The organism is Streptomyces pratensis, from assembly GCF_016804005.1.
Taxonomy (GTDB): Bacteria; Actinomycetota; Actinomycetes; order Streptomycetales; family Streptomycetaceae; genus Streptomyces; species Streptomyces pratensis_A.
The window spans coordinates 2,969,188-2,985,141 of the sequence record NZ_CP051486.1 but is presented as its reverse complement, the minus strand read 5'-3'; the positions used below and the strand labels follow the sequence as shown (position 1 = coordinate 2,985,141).

The 15,954-nt window shown below is 70.8% G+C and carries 16 protein-coding genes; 5 read left to right on the top strand and 11 right to left on the bottom strand.

Going from position 1 to position 15,954, the window contains the following annotated elements; genetic code table 11:
* Positions 1-75: 75 nt before the first annotated feature.
* The gene (locus HED23_RS12755) at positions 76-1,437 is read right to left on the bottom strand and encodes a glycoside hydrolase family 5 protein (RefSeq protein ID WP_238441934.1); all 1,362 of its coding nucleotides are present in this window, start codon (positions 1,435-1,437) and stop codon (positions 76-78) included.
* Positions 1,438-1,732: 295 nt separating this feature from the next.
* On the opposite strand from HED23_RS12755, the gene HED23_RS12750 reads away from it, so the two are divergent.
* Entirely contained in the window at positions 1,733-4,081 is a 2,349-nt protein-coding gene (locus HED23_RS12750) for a discoidin domain-containing protein (protein WP_203183525.1), read from the top strand.
* A 58-nt stretch (positions 4,082-4,139) separates the two neighbouring features.
* Here the strand turns inward: HED23_RS12750 and HED23_RS12745 are convergent, their stop codons facing one another.
* From HED23_RS12745 to HED23_RS12725, 5 genes are read right to left on the bottom strand one after another with little or no spacing between them, the layout of a single operon-like run.
* Positions 4,140-5,393: an ABC transporter substrate-binding protein gene (locus HED23_RS12745; protein ID WP_203183524.1), complete on the bottom strand. Its 1,254-nt coding sequence runs from the start codon at positions 5,391-5,393 to the stop codon at positions 4,140-4,142.
* On the bottom strand, positions 5,390-6,514 hold the full coding sequence (locus tag HED23_RS12740; protein WP_203183523.1) for a branched-chain amino acid ABC transporter permease: 1,125 nt from the start codon (positions 6,512-6,514) through the stop codon (positions 5,390-5,392). Before HED23_RS12740 ends, HED23_RS12745 begins: the two co-directional genes overlap by 4 nt.
* Positions 6,507-7,397 carry a branched-chain amino acid ABC transporter permease gene (locus tag HED23_RS12735; RefSeq protein ID WP_203183522.1) on the bottom strand — a complete coding sequence of 297 codons (891 nt, stop codon included), beginning with the start codon at positions 7,395-7,397 and terminating at the stop codon, positions 6,507-6,509. Before HED23_RS12735 ends, HED23_RS12740 begins: the two co-directional genes overlap by 8 nt.
* Positions 7,394-8,179 carry an ABC transporter ATP-binding protein gene (locus tag HED23_RS12730; protein ID WP_203183521.1) on the bottom strand — a complete coding sequence of 262 codons (786 nt, stop codon included), beginning with the start codon at positions 8,177-8,179 and terminating at the stop codon, positions 7,394-7,396. Before HED23_RS12730 ends, HED23_RS12735 begins: the two co-directional genes overlap by 4 nt.
* Positions 8,167-8,964 carry an ABC transporter ATP-binding protein gene (locus HED23_RS12725; protein ID WP_203183520.1) on the bottom strand — a complete coding sequence of 266 codons (798 nt, stop codon included), beginning with the start codon at positions 8,962-8,964 and terminating at the stop codon, positions 8,167-8,169. Before HED23_RS12725 ends, HED23_RS12730 begins: the two co-directional genes overlap by 13 nt.
* A 216-nt stretch (positions 8,965-9,180) precedes the next feature.
* On the opposite strand from HED23_RS12725, the gene HED23_RS12720 reads away from it, so the two are divergent.
* Positions 9,181-9,903 carry a helix-turn-helix domain-containing protein gene (locus HED23_RS12720; RefSeq protein WP_203183519.1) on the top strand — a complete coding sequence of 241 codons (723 nt, stop codon included), beginning with the start codon at positions 9,181-9,183 and terminating at the stop codon, positions 9,901-9,903.
* A gap of 431 nt (positions 9,904-10,334) precedes the next feature.
* Here HED23_RS12720 and HED23_RS12715 read toward each other — a convergent pair whose 3' ends face one another.
* Positions 10,335-11,450 (bottom strand): glycerate kinase, encoded by a 1,116-nt coding sequence (locus HED23_RS12715; RefSeq protein WP_203183518.1) that lies wholly within the window; start codon positions 11,448-11,450, stop codon positions 10,335-10,337.
* A gap of 130 nt (positions 11,451-11,580) precedes the next feature.
* On the opposite strand from HED23_RS12715, the gene HED23_RS12710 reads away from it, so the two are divergent.
* Positions 11,581-12,075, top strand: a complete 495-nt coding sequence (locus tag HED23_RS12710; RefSeq protein WP_203183517.1) for an NUDIX domain-containing protein — start codon at positions 11,581-11,583, stop codon at positions 12,073-12,075.
* Between the two features lie 4 nt (positions 12,076-12,079).
* Here the strand turns inward: HED23_RS12710 and HED23_RS12705 are convergent, their stop codons facing one another.
* Complete coding sequence (locus HED23_RS12705) at positions 12,080-12,280, bottom strand: DUF2191 domain-containing protein (RefSeq protein ID WP_203183516.1); 201 nt, start codon at positions 12,278-12,280, stop codon at positions 12,080-12,082.
* A gap of 70 nt (positions 12,281-12,350) precedes the next feature.
* On the opposite strand from HED23_RS12705, the gene HED23_RS12700 reads away from it, so the two are divergent.
* A complete protein-coding gene (locus tag HED23_RS12700; protein ID WP_203183515.1) occupies positions 12,351-13,079 on the top strand; it encodes an SIR2 family NAD-dependent protein deacylase in 729 nt (242 codons plus the stop codon).
* Between the two features lie 19 nt (positions 13,080-13,098).
* Here HED23_RS12700 and HED23_RS12695 read toward each other — a convergent pair whose 3' ends face one another.
* Positions 13,099-13,989, bottom strand: a complete 891-nt coding sequence (locus HED23_RS12695) for a glycoside hydrolase family 16 protein (protein WP_238441933.1) — start codon at positions 13,987-13,989, stop codon at positions 13,099-13,101.
* A complete protein-coding gene (locus HED23_RS12690) occupies positions 13,986-14,396 on the bottom strand; it encodes a (2Fe-2S) ferredoxin domain-containing protein (protein ID WP_203183514.1) in 411 nt (136 codons plus the stop codon). The genes HED23_RS12695 and HED23_RS12690 overlap by 4 nt, the downstream gene beginning before the upstream one ends.
* A 317-nt stretch (positions 14,397-14,713) precedes the next feature.
* On the opposite strand from HED23_RS12690, the gene HED23_RS12685 reads away from it, so the two are divergent.
* Positions 14,714-15,298 (top strand): TMEM165/GDT1 family protein, encoded by a 585-nt coding sequence (locus tag HED23_RS12685; protein ID WP_203183513.1) that lies wholly within the window; start codon positions 14,714-14,716, stop codon positions 15,296-15,298.
* Between the two features lie 126 nt (positions 15,299-15,424).
* Here HED23_RS12685 and HED23_RS12680 read toward each other — a convergent pair whose 3' ends face one another.
* Positions 15,425-15,943, bottom strand: coding sequence for a methylated-DNA--[protein]-cysteine S-methyltransferase (locus HED23_RS12680; protein WP_203183512.1), 519 nt, complete (start codon positions 15,941-15,943; stop codon positions 15,425-15,427).
* Between the last annotated feature and the right edge of the window lie 11 nt (positions 15,944-15,954).

Below are 15,954 nucleotides of genomic sequence, written 5' to 3'. Positions count from 1 at the left end.
GTGCCGAGGCGGTGGGGTTTCATCGGCACCCCAGGACCGTTCGGTGGGGTGGTGGCGCGGGGTGCGGGCCGGGATTCAGCCGCCGTAGAGGTCGCCCAGGCTGATGCCGGTGGTACTGGCCGCACCGCCGAGCCTCACCTCGTGGTCGAGGCTGACGAACTTGCCGCCCGACTGCCACAGGGCGGGCTTGAGCAGGGCGTACTTGGCCTCGTCCCAGGTCGCCCAGTCGTAGCCGAGCAGGCCGCCGGTGTCCCCGGAGTTGGGGTTGATGCACCAGAAGGTCTGGTGGATTCCGTTCTCCACGATCAGATCGCGCAGGGCGGTCATCCACTTCTGGTTCGGGCCGTTGTCGAGGTGGCCGCCCCATTCACCTATGAAGAGCGGTGCGGTGCCGTCCTTGTGGAGATAGAGCCAGTTGGGGTCCCAGACGTCGCGCTCCAGCGTGGTGCGGCTCCACTCGCCCTGGAACCAGGGCTGCTGGTACACCAGCGGTCCGTAGTCGTGCGGGGAGTAGACCAACTGGTCCTGCTGGGCCCCGAGATCGACCGGGTGGTCCTTCGCCCCGCGCAGGTTCCCGCCCCACCACATGCCGTGGTAGTCGGCCGCCGACGTGGACGTCCAGTCGGCACCGTCCTTGGGGTAGATCTCGATGCCCTCGCACATGACGAGGACCTTGGGGTTGATCGCGAGGATCCGCTTGCCGGCGGTCTGGCAGGTGTGCTTGAAGTTGTCCTGGTCGGTGGAGCCGTCCCACTTGGCCCGGGGGCTGTCGGACTGCTTGCCGTGCGGCTCGTTCTTGACGTCCATCGCCACGAGTGTGTCGTCGGCCTTGTAGCGGGCGGTCACCCACTCCCACGCCGAGTAGAACTGCTCGGTGGTGATCGCGCCCTTCCACCACACGGGGTACACATGACCGGAGTTGTCGGCCTCTGCGCTGTGCACGTCGAGCATCACCTTGATGCCGTACTTCTCCGCCACCCCGAGGAACGCGTCGAAGACACCCAGGGTCGTCTTGCCCTGGAGCTCGGGATTGGCCCAGGTGTTGACCGCGCTGGACACCGCCGCCTGGCCGTTCTTCCACTCCAGCAGGAGCTGGGTGGAGATCGGCACCCGGACGATGTTGATGCCGCGCTCCGCCATCTGCCGTGTGATCGTGTCCAGGTTCGCGGACCACAGCCCGTGGAAGACGCGCTCGGTGGCGTTGAAGCCGAACCAGTTGGCGCCGGTCAGCCAGACCCGGTTGCCCTGCTCGTCGACGATCCGGTTGCCCTCGGTGTGCAGCCAGTCCGTGCCCGTGCCGGCGGCGGTCTTCGCGGTGGCGGTCGCCGACTTCGCCGGCGCGTCCGCGGCCTCCGCGGCAACCGGGCCGGACAGCGTCATCAGCAGGGCGGTCGCGGTGACGGCGGCGGCTGCCGCCCTGGCCAGCCGTTTTCTCATCCGTGGCTTCATCCGTTGTCGCCTTTCATGGGGGTGAGGCGGGCAGCAGCGATGGGAGCGCTCCCATTACGTAGGTCACATGAAGCCAGCACGGCGGATCGACTGTCAATGGGCATGACAACCTTCACCTCTTGAAAACATATGCCCTATCCGGAAGCCCGGTATTCCCGCAGCCGAGTCATTTATTTGAGTGATGAAGACGAAATCTTGCGCAGCACCGTGGACTTCTTTACTGCCGAACTCCTAGCCTGTGGGGCGTCCGAAGAGCCCATCGAGCCGCAAGGACGACCCACACGTGACCCCACCACTACCTGGCCCACGTCTGCTCAGACGCTCCCTCTCCGCCTCCCTCTCCCTCGCACTCGTCGCCGCGGGCACCGCTGCGGCGGTGGTGATGGCCGGAGCCCCCTCCGCACAGGCCGCCGCGGTGCCCGCGCCGTCACCCGTCGGGATATCCGGGCGGGGCGCCACCGTCCCGTTCAAGGAACAGGAGGCCGAGTACGCCGCCACCAACGGCTCGCTGATCGGTCCGAACCGGCTGTACGGCTCCCTGCCGTCCGAGGCGTCGGGCCGGCAGGCCGTCACGCTCGACGCCGCCGGCGAGTACGTCGAGTTCACGCTCACCGCCCCCGCGAACGCCATGACCTTCCGCTACTCGCTGCCGGACAACGCGGCCGGGACGGGCCGGGACGCCTCTCTCGACCTGCGGGTCGACGGCAGTTCGCTCAAGAGCGTGCCTGTCACCTCGAAGTACGGCTGGTACTACGGGGGTTACCCCTTCAACAACAACCCGGGTGACACCGACCCGCACCACTTCTACGACGAGACCCGGACCATGTTCGGGTCCACCCTGGCGGCCGGCACGAAGATCCGGCTCCAGGTGACCTCCACCGCGGCCTCGCCGTCGTTCACCATCGACCTGGCGGACTTCGAGCAGGTCGGCGCTCCGGTGGGCAAGCCCTCGGGCGCGCTGGACGTCGTGAGCGACTTCGGCGCCGACCCGACGGGGGCGGCCGACTCCACGGCGAAGATCCAGGCCGCGGTCGACGCGGGGCGCACCCAGGGCAAGGAGGTGTACATCCCGCAGGGCACCTTCAAGGTCCAGGACCACATCGTCGTCGACAAGGTGACCCTGCGCGGTGCGGGACCCTGGTACAGCGTGCTGACCGGACGTCACCCCACCGACCGCAGCAAGGCGGTCGGGGTCTACGGAAAGTACTCGGCCCAGGGCGGCAGCAGCAACGTCACCCTCAAGGACTTCGCCATCATCGGCGACATCCGTGAACGGGTGGACAACGACCAGGTCAACGCCATCGGCGGGGCCATGTCCAACTCGGTCGTCGACAACGTCTGGATGCAGCACACCAAGTGCGGCGCCTGGATGGACGGCCCGATGGACAACTTCACCATCAGGAACAGCCGCATCCTGGACCAGACCGCCGACGGCGTGAACTTCCACTACGGCGTCACGAACTCCACGGTGACCAACACCTTCGTCCGCAACACCGGTGACGACGGACTGGCCATGTGGGCGGAGAACCTCCCCAACGTGAAGAACAAGTTCACGTTCAACACGGTGATCCTGCCGATCCTCGCCAACAACATCGTCACGTACGGCGGCAAGGACATCACCATCTCCGACAACGTCATGTCGGACACCATCACCAACGGCGGCGGGCTGCACATCGCCAACCGCTACCCGGGCGTCAACTCGGGCCGGGGGACGGCCGTCTCGGGCACGCACACCGCTGCCCGGAACACCCTGATCCGGACCGGGAACAACGACTTCAACTGGCGCTTCGGCGTCGGCGCGATCTGGTTCAGCGGACTCAACGAACCGATCAGCAACGCCACCGTCAACATCACCGACAGCGAGATCCTGGACAGCTCCTACGCCGCGATCCATCTGATCGAGGGCGCGAGCAACGGGCTGCACTTCGACAACATCAAGATCGACGGCGCCGGCACGTACGCCCTGCAGATCCAGGCTCCGGGCACGGCCTCGTTCAACAAGGTCGTCGCCACGCACATCGCCCAGTCGAACCCGGTCCACAACTGTGTCGGAAGCGGCTTCCAGATCACCCAGGGCACCGGGAACTCGGGCTGGTACGCGAATCCGCCCGCCTGCACCGGCGTCTGGCCCGATCCGGTGTGGACCAACGGCGGGGTCCCTGGGGGCGGCGGCCCCACCGACCCGACGGACCCGACCGATCCGCCCGAGGAGACGGGCAACCTCGCTCAGGGGCGTCCCATCACCGAGACGAGCCACGCCGACGTGTACGGCGCCGGCAACGCGGTCGACGGCAACGCCGGCAGCTACTGGGAGAGCCGCAACAACGCATTCCCGCAGTCCGTCACCGTGGACCTCGGTGCCGCCAAGACGGTCAAGCGGCTGGTGCTGAAGCTGCCCCCGGCCGCGGCCTGGGCGACACGGACGCAGACCATCGGCGTCACGGGCAGCACCGACAACTCCGCGTACAGCGCGCTGAAGGCACCGGCGGGCTACACGTTCAACCCGTCGAGCGGCAACACGGCGACGGTGACGCTGCCGGGGACACCGGTCCGCTACCTGCGGCTGACGTTCACCGCGAACACCGGCTGGCCGGCGGGTCAGTTGTCCGAGCTGGAGGCGTACACCAGCTGAACGCGCACATGACGACGGGCCCGGCCTGCGCGGCCGGGCCCGTCACTGTGCGGGGAGATCAGGGCTTGAGCGTGAAGGACTCGGCGGCCGGGGCCACCTCGGCCGGGCGGACCACCTTCAGGCCACCGGGGGTCTTGGCGTCGGGCTTCATGACGACCGTCTCCCGGGTGGAGGGAGCCGACGGGTCGGTGAAGTCGTGCGAGATCCCGAAGTCGGCGCCGAAGCCCTTGATGGTCAGCAGGGCCTTGTCGACGCCTTCACGGGTCAGGTCCTTCGACTCGCAGGCCTTCTTCAGCGCCTCACCGAACACGGTCGCCGCGTTGTATCCGGCGATGACGCCGTTGTCGAGGCCCTCCTTCGGGTACTTGGCCCCGTAGGCCTTGGAGAGCTTCGCCGGGCCTGCCGCCGCGTCACCGATGGGCAGGGTGGAGGAGCCGATGTAGTAGTCCTTCTGCAGGGCGGCACCCGCCTGGGTCGCCAGCAGCTGCGGTGCGTACGCCGAGTTGTTGCCGACGACCGGGACGTTGAAGCCCGTGGCCGCGGCGACGCCGACCAGGGAGGCCGCCTGGCGCGGACCCGCGCTCACGATGACCGCCTTCACGCCGGCCTGCTTGAGCGCGGATACCTGGGCGGTCATGTCGTTGTCGGTCGGCTTGATCTTCTGCTCGACGACGGTGAGGCCCGCCTCCTGAGCCGCGTGCTTCGAGCCGGCCAGTGCGTTCTCGCCGTAGTCGCCCTCGAAGTAGACGTGACCGATCTTGTCGCCCTTGGCGATGCGCTTCTCGTCCAGCAGGAAGTCGACGAGGTTGATGGTCTCGACGTCGTACGTGGCGCCGATGACGCGGACGTACTTGGACCCGACCAGGTTCGCCGACCACGCCTGCGGCAGGACGATGCCCTTGTCCTGGCCGTCGATGCGCGATTCCACGGCGGAGACGAACGGGGAGCCGATGAACTGGGTGAAGCCCAGCACGTCCGGTTCCAGCTCGGTGTAGGCGCCGATCGCCTTCTGCGGGTCGTATCCGTGGTCACGGACGGTCAGTTCGATCTGCCGGTCGCAGATGCCGCCGGCCTTGTTTGTCTCCTCCACCCAGAGCTGCTGGGCCTGGGTGACGCTCTTGCCCAGCGAGGCGTACACCCCGGTCATGTCGGTCAGGGCACCGAGGGTGATCTTCGATTCGGTGACCCCTTCCCCGGTCTTCACACCGTTCTTGTCCGCGGCGCCGTCGTCGGACGACTTGGCCTTCTCGCTGCATCCCGCGAGGGTGAGGGTGAGAGCCGCGACAACGGCTCCGACAACACGTAGCTTCATTTCTTCTTCTCCCCTGGAGTCTTCAGACGCGCAATGCCGCCGGGCAGGAACAGGACGACCGCGACGACCGCGGCGCCGTACAGATAGCGGGACGCCTCGCCCGGTGCGATGCCGCCCGTACCAGGGGCGGACACCAGGGGGAGGGAGTCGCTGTAGTGGGTGAGCACCTGCGGGAGCAGCGACACGAACGCGGCGCCGATGACGGCTCCCGCTACGCTGCCCAGCCCGCCGATGACGATCATGGCGAGGTATTCGAGGGAAAGGATCATGCCGAAGTACTCGGGCACGGTCCGCTGGAAGACCAGCGCGAGCAGGACGCCCGCGAGGCCCGCGTACATCGAGGACAGGACGAAGACACCGGCCCTGTACCTGGCCACCGGCACTCCCATGACGCCCGCGGCGATCCGGTGGTCCCGGATGGCGTTGAGCGCCCGGCCGGGCCTGCCGCGCAGCACCCCGCGGGCGAAGAGCCCGCTGGCCAGAAGGGCGGCCAGACCCAGGTACCAGAGCTTCTCGGACGACTGGAAGGGCACGGCGGCCACGACCACCTCGGCATCGTCGAAGGTGAACCCGAAGAGTGAGAGCGGCGGCACGGGGCGGCCGTTGAAGCCACCGGTGAGTGAGCCCGCGTTGAAGAGCACGTGCTGGCCGATGAAGATCAGCGCGAGAGTCGCGATGCCGAGGTAGGCGCCGCTCAGCCGTCCCGCGATGGGACTGAAGAGCCCGCCCGCGGCACCCGCCAGCAGCACGGCCAGTACGGCCGCGAGCCAGGTGGGCAGGCCGAGACCTGTGATGGCGTGCCCGTTCTCCGTGCTGCTCTCGCCGCCGAGGATGCAATAGCCGTACGCGCCCACGGCGAGGAAGAAGGCGTGCCCCATGGAGAGCTGGCCGGTGGAGCCCGTGAGCAGGTTGAGCCCGATCGCACCGATCGCGGCGGCCATCGCGAAGAGTCCGGCCTGGAGCCAGAAGCGGTCCAGGTAGAACGGGAACAGGAGGAGCAGGACCGAGCCGGCGAGCCAGAGGTACGGGGCGGGCCGGCGCAGCCGGTCGGTGAACGGTCCCCCGGTGGCGGTGGCCCCGGCAGGGGCCGGCGCGACGGCGTCCTTGGTGGCTTCAGACACGGGACAGCTCCTTCGTACCGAAGAGTCCCGCCGGCCGGATGAGCAGGACGACCACCATCACCAGATAGGGCGCGAGATCACCGATGCCGCGTCCGAGGAAGGAGAGGTCGCCCTGGTAGCCCGTGGCGAGTGACTCGGTGACTCCGACGACGAGCCCTCCGACGAGTGCCCCGGTCGTCGAGTCGAGGCCGCCGAGGATCGCGGCGGGGAACGCCTTGAGTGCGGCGAGGGAGGTCGCCCGTTCCAGGCCAGGGGTCGGGAACACGGTGAGGAAGAGCGCGGCGACGGCGGCGAGCGCCCCGGCGACCGCCCAGGCGGACAGGGAGACCCTGCCGAGCCGGATGCCCATCAGTGCTGCGGTCTGCGGATTCTCGGCGGCGGCCCGCATGGAGACGCCCCATGAGGTGAAGCGGAAGGCGAGCAGGAACACCGTGATGAGCAGCCCCGCGACGAGGAAGGCCGCGATGCGGGTCTCCGCCAGGGTGACGCCCCCGATGGTGACGACGTCGTCGCCCCACGGGTCGCCCAGCGACATGACGTCCGTCCCCATGCGCCGGACGAGCTCGGTGGTGAGGAGGATGTCGACGCCGATGGTGACGATGGCCAGGACGCTCTGGTCACTTCCCCGGTATCGGCGCATCACGAAGTACTCGACCGCCGAACCGACGACCGCCGCGCCCGCGATACCGACTCCGAGCGCCGGCCAGAAGCCGATGTCGTCGTGGAGCACGGCGGTGACGTAGCCGCCCGCCAGGAGCAGCGAGGCATGGGCGAAGTTGACGACCTCGGTCGCCTTGAAGATGACGACGAAGCCAAGGGCGATCAGTGCGTAGACCGAGCCGATGGACAGGCCGCCGAGGAGGAGTTCGATGAAGGTGGTCATTCCTGTGCCCCCAGGTAGGCCTGCACGACGGCCGGGTCGTTCTGCACCTCGGCGGGCGTGCCACCCGCGATCCTGCGTCCGAAGTCGAGTACGGTCACGGCGTCCGCGAGCCGCATCACCACCCCCATGTCGTGTTCGACCATGACGATCGAGATGCCGAGGCTGTCGCGCACGCCGGCGACGACGGCCGCCGTACGGCGGCGCTCGTCGGCGGTCATGCCCGCGATGGGCTCGTCCAGGAGCAGGACCTCGGGCTCCATGCACAGGGCGCGGCCGAGCTCGACGAGTTTCTGCTTCCCGTACGGGAGGGCGCCTGCCGGGAAGTCGAGTTCCTTCTCCAGACCGATGAAGCCGGCGATCTCCCGGACCCGTTCGAGATGCCGGTGGGCCTCCCTGGTCGCGGAGGGGAGTCTCAGTCCCGACGCCACGAACCCGGCGCGGGTGAGGCGGTGCCGGCCGAGCATGAGGCTCTCGGCGACGGTGGCGTGGGGCGGCAGTGCCAGGTTCTGGAAGGTGCGGGCGATGCCTAGGTCGGCGATCCGGTGCGGGGCGAGGCCGGTGAGTTCGGTGTCGCCCAGGTGCACGCTGCCCGAGGTGGCGCGGTAGACGCCGGAGAGCACGTTGAAGGTGGTGGACTTGCCGGCGCCGTTGGGACCGATGACGGCGTGCACGCTGCCCGGTTCGACGGTGAAGGACACCGCGTCGAGGGCGGTGAGCCCGGCGAAGCGTACGGTCACGTCGCGCACGGCGAGGGGAGCCGGGGAGGTGGTCACGCGGACCACCTGCTCAGGGTGCGGGTGGTGCCTTCCGCCTGTGCGGCGTCCTCGGCCGCCGTCTCGTCGACGACGCCGAGGTAGCGACGGCGTACCTCGTCGGAGGCGGCGAGTTCGTCGGCCGGGCCGTCGAGTGCGACCTCGCCTACGTCCAGGACGTACGCCGTGGAGGCGAGCCGCAGCGCGATGGCCGCGTTCTGCTCGACGAGCATGACGGAGGTGCCGCCCGCGTTGATCTCCTGGATCGTCTCGGCGATCCTGGCCGCCATCAGCGGGGCGAGACCGAGGGACGGCTCGTCCAGCAGCAGCAGCCGGGGGGCGGCCATCAGGGCCCGTCCCATCGCCAGCATCTGCTGCTCGCCGCCGGACAGCAGACCGGCCCGCTGGTGGGCTCGCTGGGCGAGCACCGGGAACAGTTCGTGTACGCGGTGGAGGGCTGCGGCCGCCGCCTTGCGTCCGCCGCGTGCCCCGAGTGCGCCCGCCCGCAGATTGTCCGCCACCGTCATCCGGGCGAACACCTGCCGCCCTTCCGGTACCTGGATCACTCCCGCCGCCACCACCTGGGCGGGGCGGAGCCCGTCCAGGGGACGGCCGTCGAAGCGGATGGTGCCCGTGCCCGTGCCGCGGTGGAAGCCGAGGGTCCGCGATACGGCCCGCAGCAGCGTGGTCTTGCCGGCCCCGTTGCCACCGAGTACAGCGGTGATCGCGCCGGCCGGCACGTCGACGGAGACGTCGCGGAGTGCCCGTACCGGGCCGTAGCCCACGGACAGTTCGCGGATCTCGAGCGTTGCCATGCGTCCTCCTCCTTCCGACTGGTCGTTGTGGTGCCACAGACCAGCAGCGGGCGCGGCGCGCGTCCACGGCCCCTGGCGCAATCGCTGCGGGTGACCAGTCTTCGGACGGCCCCGTTGTGCGCGTGCACAGAGGGAGGTGACGGGCCGTCGTCCCCGGGGCGAGCGGTGGCATCCTCACCAGCCATGAGCGGCTCGGCTGCGGGACGGAGTGAAGAGATGCGGCGGCGCAGTGACGAGCAGGGCCGGGCACTGCTCGACGCCCTGCTGGAGTGCCGGTCGGAGCCGGGCCTCGCGGCGCGCGCGGCGAGCTGTCTCGACCTGCCGGAGCACGGCCGTTACGCGGTGGCGGTGCTGCGGGCGGGCGGGGGCGAGCCGGCGGGCGTGGCACCGGAGGCGGACGGGCTGCGCTTCTTCCGGCGGAGGCGTGCGGACCGCGAGGTCGTCGTCGTCGCTCTGGGTGACCGGGATCCGGCGGCTCTCGCCGCACTGCTGGTGCGGTGGTGCCCGGGCCCCGGCGGAATCGGCCCGGTGGCCGACGGGCTGGCCGGGCTGGGGGCCGCGCGTCGGCTGGCAGAGGTGGCGCTGCTGACCTGTCCACCGGGCACGACGGACATCGTCCGGCTGGAGGAGCGGCTGCCCGCGGCGCTACTGGTGAGTCAGCCCGAGCTGTCGGCCCGGCTGGTCACGGACGTCTTCGGCCCGCTGCTGGCGCTGGCCCCGGCGGACCGGGCGCTCCTGGTGCGGACGCTCGAGGCGTGGCTGGAGTGCGGAGGGTCGGCGGGACGGGCGGCGGGACGGCTGTACTGCCACCGCAACACCGTGCTCAACCGCCTTCGGCGGCTGGAGCGGCTGACGTCGCGGTCCCTGTCACGGCCGCGGGAACTGATCGATATGGTGCTGGCGCTGGACGCGTTCAGGATGACGGCACCGCAGTCGTGAGTGGTGCCGCAGGGCCCGGGCCGGCCGGACGCCGCGACCTCCAGAGGTGCCGCACGGCCTCCACGGTGCCTGTCGAACACCGCAGTCGGGCGGGGGCCGCACAGCTTCCGCGATGCGGGTCGAACGCCGACGGGCGGGCGGGGCCGCACAGCTTCGCCGGTCCAGCCGAAGGCCGCGGCATCCAAGAGTGCCGCACAGCCCCCACAGCAGCAGCCGGACGCCGCAGCCGGGCGGAGGCGCCTCACAGCCCCCACAGCACCGGCCGGACGCCGCAGCCGGGCGGAGGCGCCGCACAGCCCCCACAGCACCGGCCGGACGCCGCAGCCGGGCGGAGGCGCCGCACAGCCCCCACGGCACCGGCCGGACGCCGTGCCCGTGAGAGGGGCGCCGGGCGGAGAAGCCCCGGCCGGCGTCCCTCTCACGGCGGTGCGTCAGGACAGGAAGTCGCGGGCGATCGCCTCGGCCGCGCGTTCCAGCAGTGGGCCGGCCTCCGCCATGCAGACGGCAGGGTCCGGCTCCAGGTCCGTCAGGGCGTAGGCCCGACGGATACCGGCCTTGCCCAGTGCCTCCGGCGGCAGGGCGAGTCGTCCGCACACGGCGACGGCCTCCACGCCCGCGGCACGCGCGGCTGCGGCGACGCCGGCCGGAGCCTTGCCGTGCAGGGTCTGCTCGTCGAGCGAGCCCTCGCCGGTGACGACGAGCGTCGCCCGGGCCAGCGCGGGGGCGAAGCCCAGGACGTCGAGCATGACCTCGATGCCGGGCCGGAAGCGTGCGCCCAGGGCCACCAGTGCGCCGTAGCCGATGCCTCCGGCGGCGCCCGCTCCGGGAAGCCCGGCTGTCCCGGGCCCCAGGACGGACGCGTAGTGGACCAGCGCGGCGTCGAGGACGGCGATGTCGTCCTCGGTGGCGCCCTTCTGCCGCCCGTAGACCTCGGGGGCGCCCTTCGGCCCGGTCAGTGGGTTGTCCACGTCGCTGGCGAGGATGAGGTCGATGTCCGCGAGCCTGGCGTCGAGTCCCGACAGATCGGCCTCGGCCAGCTCCGCGAGTCCGCCGCCACCGGGGCCGACGGGCTTGCCGTCGCCGTCCAGGAAGCGTGCCCCGAGCGCGGAGAGCATCCCCGCGCCGCCGTCCGTCGTGGCGCTGCCGCCGACGCCGAAGACGATCGTCCGTGCGCCCGCGTCGAGCGCGGCCGTCAGCAGCTCCCCGGAGCCGTACGTGGTCGCCGTGAGAGGGGCGAATTCCCCTGCGGGCAGGTGCTGCAGGCCCGAGGCCTCCGCCATCTCCACCACGGCTGTGGTGTCGCGCACCGCGTACGCCGCGGTGACCGGGGTCCCCAGCGGCCCTGTCACCCGCGCTTCACGGCGCTCGAATCCGGCGGCCACCGCCGCCGCGACCGTACCGTCGCCGCCGTCCGCGACGGGCAGGGTCTCGACCCGCACCCCCGGTACGACGCGCCGCAGCCCGGCCGTCACCCGCTCCGCGACCTGTACGGCCGTCAGGGAGCCCTTGAACTTGTCCGCCGCCACGAGCACGTGGGGGGTCTCCATCACTGCTCCGTCCGTCACCTTGTATCCCTTGCTTTCGAACAGGCAGTCGCGCCGCCCCGACCTTATCCGGACCACCCCTGATCTGCCCATGGCTGTCCGAAACCACGTGCCCGGCCCCTACGCTGCCTCTGTGACCACCTCTGACTACGCCACCTACATCGCAGGCCTCCCCCGTGTACTGGCCGGGGCGGCCTCCCTCTTCAGGGACGAGCGGGGACGGGTCCTGCTCGTCGAGCCGAACTACCGGGAGGGCTGGGCACTGCCCGGTGGGACCATCGAGTCCGGCGACGGCGAGAGCCCCCGTCAGGCCGCCCGCCGCGAGACGGCGGAGGAGATCGGTCTCGATCTCGCGCCGGGCAGGCTGCTCACGGTCGACTGGGTGCGAGGGGCTGCCCGTCCGCCGATCGTCGCCTACGTCTACGACGGCGGGGTGCTGGCCCAGGAGCAGCTCGACGCGATCCGGCTCCAGGACGACGAGCTCCTCTCCTGGCGGCTGGTGGACCGGGCCGACCTCCCCGGCTACCTGCTCGGCCACCTGGGGCTGCGGGTCGGGGCGGCGCTGGAGGTGCTGGACTCCGGGGCGGGCGCGGCCGAACTGGAGGACGGTGTGCCGGTGCCGGGGTGAGGCATCAGCCCTGAGGGTCCTGCGGCCTGGCGTCGGCCTCCCTCCGGGCATCGTCCTGCGCGGCGGCGCGCGCCTCGGTGCGGTGGCCGCGCGCGATGTAGTCGCGTACGACCGACTCGACGGCGTCCTGCGGATTCCCGACGCCCGCGAGCACCATGACTTCCACGACGAGTTCCGCGTCCAGACTGACGTTGACCTTGGCCATGGCCCGGACCCTATGGGGTGCCCGTGGAAATGTCATCGCCGTGGGACGACCGCGTCCGTAGGCTCGGGCCATGACTCTCGTCGCGATCCTCAGCGGCGCCGGCATCTCCACGGACTCCGGCATCCCCGACTACCGCGGTCCGCAGGGCCTCTGGCGGAAGGACCCGGAGGCGGAGAAGCTCGTCACGTACGACTTCTACATGTCCGATCCGGAGATCCGGCGCCGCTCCTGGCAGATGCGCCGCACCGGCGCGGCACTGGGCGCGGAGCCGAACGCCGCCCATCGTGCGGTGGCCGCGCTCGAGCGGTCCGGCACCCCGGTCCGGGTGATCACGCAGAACGTCGACGGGCTGCACCAGCAGGCGGGGCTGTCCGCCCGCAAGGTCGTCGAGCTCCACGGCTCGGCACGCGAGGTCGTCTGCACCCGGTGCCACGCCCGGTCGGCGACGGCGGACGCGCTGGCCCGGATCGACGCAGGCGAGACGGATCCGGCGTGTACGGTCTGCGGCGGGATCCTGAAGCCGGCGACGGTGATGTTCGGCGAGCGTCTGGATCCGCAGGTGCTGGCCGAGGCGATGGCGATCACCAAGGCGGCTCAGGTGTTCATCGCCGTGGGTACGACGCTCCAGGTCCAGCCCGCGGCCTCGCTGGCCGCGATCGCGGTGGAGCACGGGGCCCGGCTCGTCGTGGTGAACGCCGAGCCGACCCCGTACGACGAGCTGGCCGAGGAGACCGTCCGTGAGCCCATCGGGACGGCGCTGCCCGCCCTGCTGGAGCGGCTGTCCGCGGGCCGGGGATGAGGGGCCCTCGGGCGGACCGTCACGCACGGCCCTCGCCGTAGAACCGCACGTAGTCCACCGTCATCGTCGCGGGGGACGGAGTCGAGCCGTCGGGAGGACCGGGCCAGTCGCCCCCGACAGCGACGTCGAGCAGCAGGTGCATGTCCTGTTCGAAGACCCAGTCGCGTGGTGCGGGCAGCTTCGACGGAGTCAACGTGAAGTACGGCTCGCCGTCGACGGACCAGGTGATGCGGCGCGGCTGCTTGTCGACGGCGTAGGTGTGGAACGCCTGCGAGGCGTCTGCCGAGAGGGTGGCGGAGCGTCCGATTCCGTCCTCGTTGAAGTAGGTCGGCCCGTGCGCGGTGCCGTACACCGTGCGGGGTTCTCCGCCGACCACCTCGCAGATGTCGATCTCCCCCTGTCCGGGCCACTCGACCCCGTTGTCGCCCAGCATCCAGATCGCCGGCAGCAGTCCGGTGCCGGTGGGCAGCTTCGCGCGGACCTCCACACGTCCGTGCGTGAGCGCGATCTTGCCCGCAGTGGTCAGCCGGGCCGATGTCCAGGTGCAGAACTCCTGCGTGTAGCAGGGAAGTTCTGATCCGACGGGGGCCGGGCGGGCCGAGATCACGAGGTGACCCGCACCGTCGAGGGCGGAGTTGGCCGCGTCGTCCGTGTAGTACTGCAGCTCGTTGTTGCCCCACCCCTCGGCGTCCCGGTTTCCGGTCTCGGTCGTCCAGGAGCCTTCCGAGGGGCGGGTGGCTGCCACCCCGTCGAACTCGGCCTGCCAGAAGGGCTCCTCCCCGGCCCCGGGAGGTCCCGTGTGCGCGGGAGCCGGCCCACATCCGCTCAGCAGTCCGCCGAGCACCAGCAGGAGCGCCGCGCGGCGCCGCGCATTCGTCGCCCAGATCCTGCCACGGGCCCGGCCCTTCAAGCCCCTTCGCCGTCCAGTCCGGCCCGGATCCGGCGGGAAGGGCTGAACGCGTACAGGTCCAGGATCTCCGGCGCGTCCGCGAGGCCGGGCCCGCCCTCCGCCGCCCACGCGGCGATGTCGGCGACGGCGTGCGGATCGTTGACCAGCCCGAGCCAGACGGGGCGGCCACCCGCGCGGCGGCCCTCGGCCGAGGGCTGTACGACGATGACGTTGCCGTGCTCGCAGGCGTCCAGGCACTCCACCGCGCGCACGGTCGCGGCTCCGTCGAGGGACTGCCGCAGCTGCGCGAGCTGGCCGGCGTGGTCCACTCCGGGGATCTTCGGGGTGCCGCAGCAGCAGCCCCGGCAGACGCTGACCGTGGGCCGGGAGGGCCCGGTCACGGCGGCCTTGCGGGGACGGCGGCTCATGCGGGTGCACTCCCGGGGACGGCGCGGATGATCACCGTAGGACTGTACCGAGCCGTCGCCTCGCAGGCCCGGTGGGGTATCGTTGACGGCTGCGAAGGGGAGTAGCCCCGCAAACCGGTCGTCGACACACTGGAGCCCTCGGGTTCCCGGTGGCCGGGCTCGTAGATCCTTACGGGTGGGCGAGACCTTCGGTCAGGTATGACACGCCCGCGCCCTGCGGGTGCTGCGGTCATGCCGGGCCGAGTGGTCCTCCGAAAAAGCCCGAGCGGCGCTTCGCGGAAGGCCCGGGGCCCGGCTCTCACAGAAAGCCACCCGGAATGCATCTCGACCCCCTGGCGATCCTCACCGCCTTCGGGCTGATCTTCCTCGCGGAGCTCCCCGACAAGACGATGTTCGCCTCACTGGCCATGGGAACGCGCATGCGCCCCCTCTACGTCTGGTTCGGTACGTCGTCCGCGTTCATCGTGCACGTGGCCATCGCGGTCGGGGCGGGCGGGCTCATCGGCCTGCTGCCCGACTGGACCGTCAAGCTGGTCTCGGCAGTCCTCTTCGCCTTCGGCGCCTTCATGCTGCTGCGCAGTGGGGGCGGTGACGACGACGAGGACGAGGAGATCAAGACCGTCACCGGCTTCTGGCCGGTCTACTCGACGGCCTTCATGGCGGTCTTCATCAGCGAGTGGGGCGACCTGACCCAGATCACCACCGCGAACCTCGCCGCGAGCAACGGTGCCTGGTCCACGGCCATCGGGTCGGCGATCGCCCTCATGTCGGTGTCCGCACTGGCACTGCTCGCGGGCCGGTTCATCGCCAAGCGGGTGCCGCTGAAGACCGTGCAGCGCATCGGCGGTCTGTGCATGCTCGCGCTGGCGATCTGGTCGGTCGTCGAGATCTTCACGGGCTGAGCGGTCACCGGCACCCTCACGGGCCGAGCGGTCACCGGCACCCTCACGGGCCGGGCGGTCACCGGGACCTTCACGGGCCGGGCGTGCGGGGCTGGGCAGGGGTGCCCGGCCCAGCCGCCGCCCTGGTCAGAACAGGGCCGGCACCTCGGCCTCCGCGCCCCGTTCGAAGGCGAGCAGCCGCTGCTTGCGGTCCAGCCCGCCGCCGTACCCCGTCAGGCTCCCGGAGGCTCCGATCACGCGGTGGCAGGGCACGATGATCCCGACCGGGTTCTTACCGTTGGCGAGGCCCACGGCACGGGAGGCGCCGGGCTTGCCGAGGTGTTCGGCCAGTTCCCCGTAGGAGCGGGTCTCACCGTACGGAATCCGTACGAGTTCGGCCCACACGCTGCGCTGGAACGGGGTGCCGGCCAGATCCAACGGGAGGTCGAACTCCGTCAGCTCGCCCGCGAAGTAGGCGTCCAGCTGGCGGGCGGCCTCGGTGAAGGGCCGCGGGTCGGGCACACCGAAGCTCTCCTCGGTCGGCCGGTGCCGCTGCCCGGTCATGTACAGACCGGACAGCACGCCGTCGGTCGCGACCAGGGTGAGCGCGCCGTACGGGCTGTCGATGACCGTGTGCTGCCTGGTCACCGTGGGAATGGTCGTCATGGTTCGTCCTC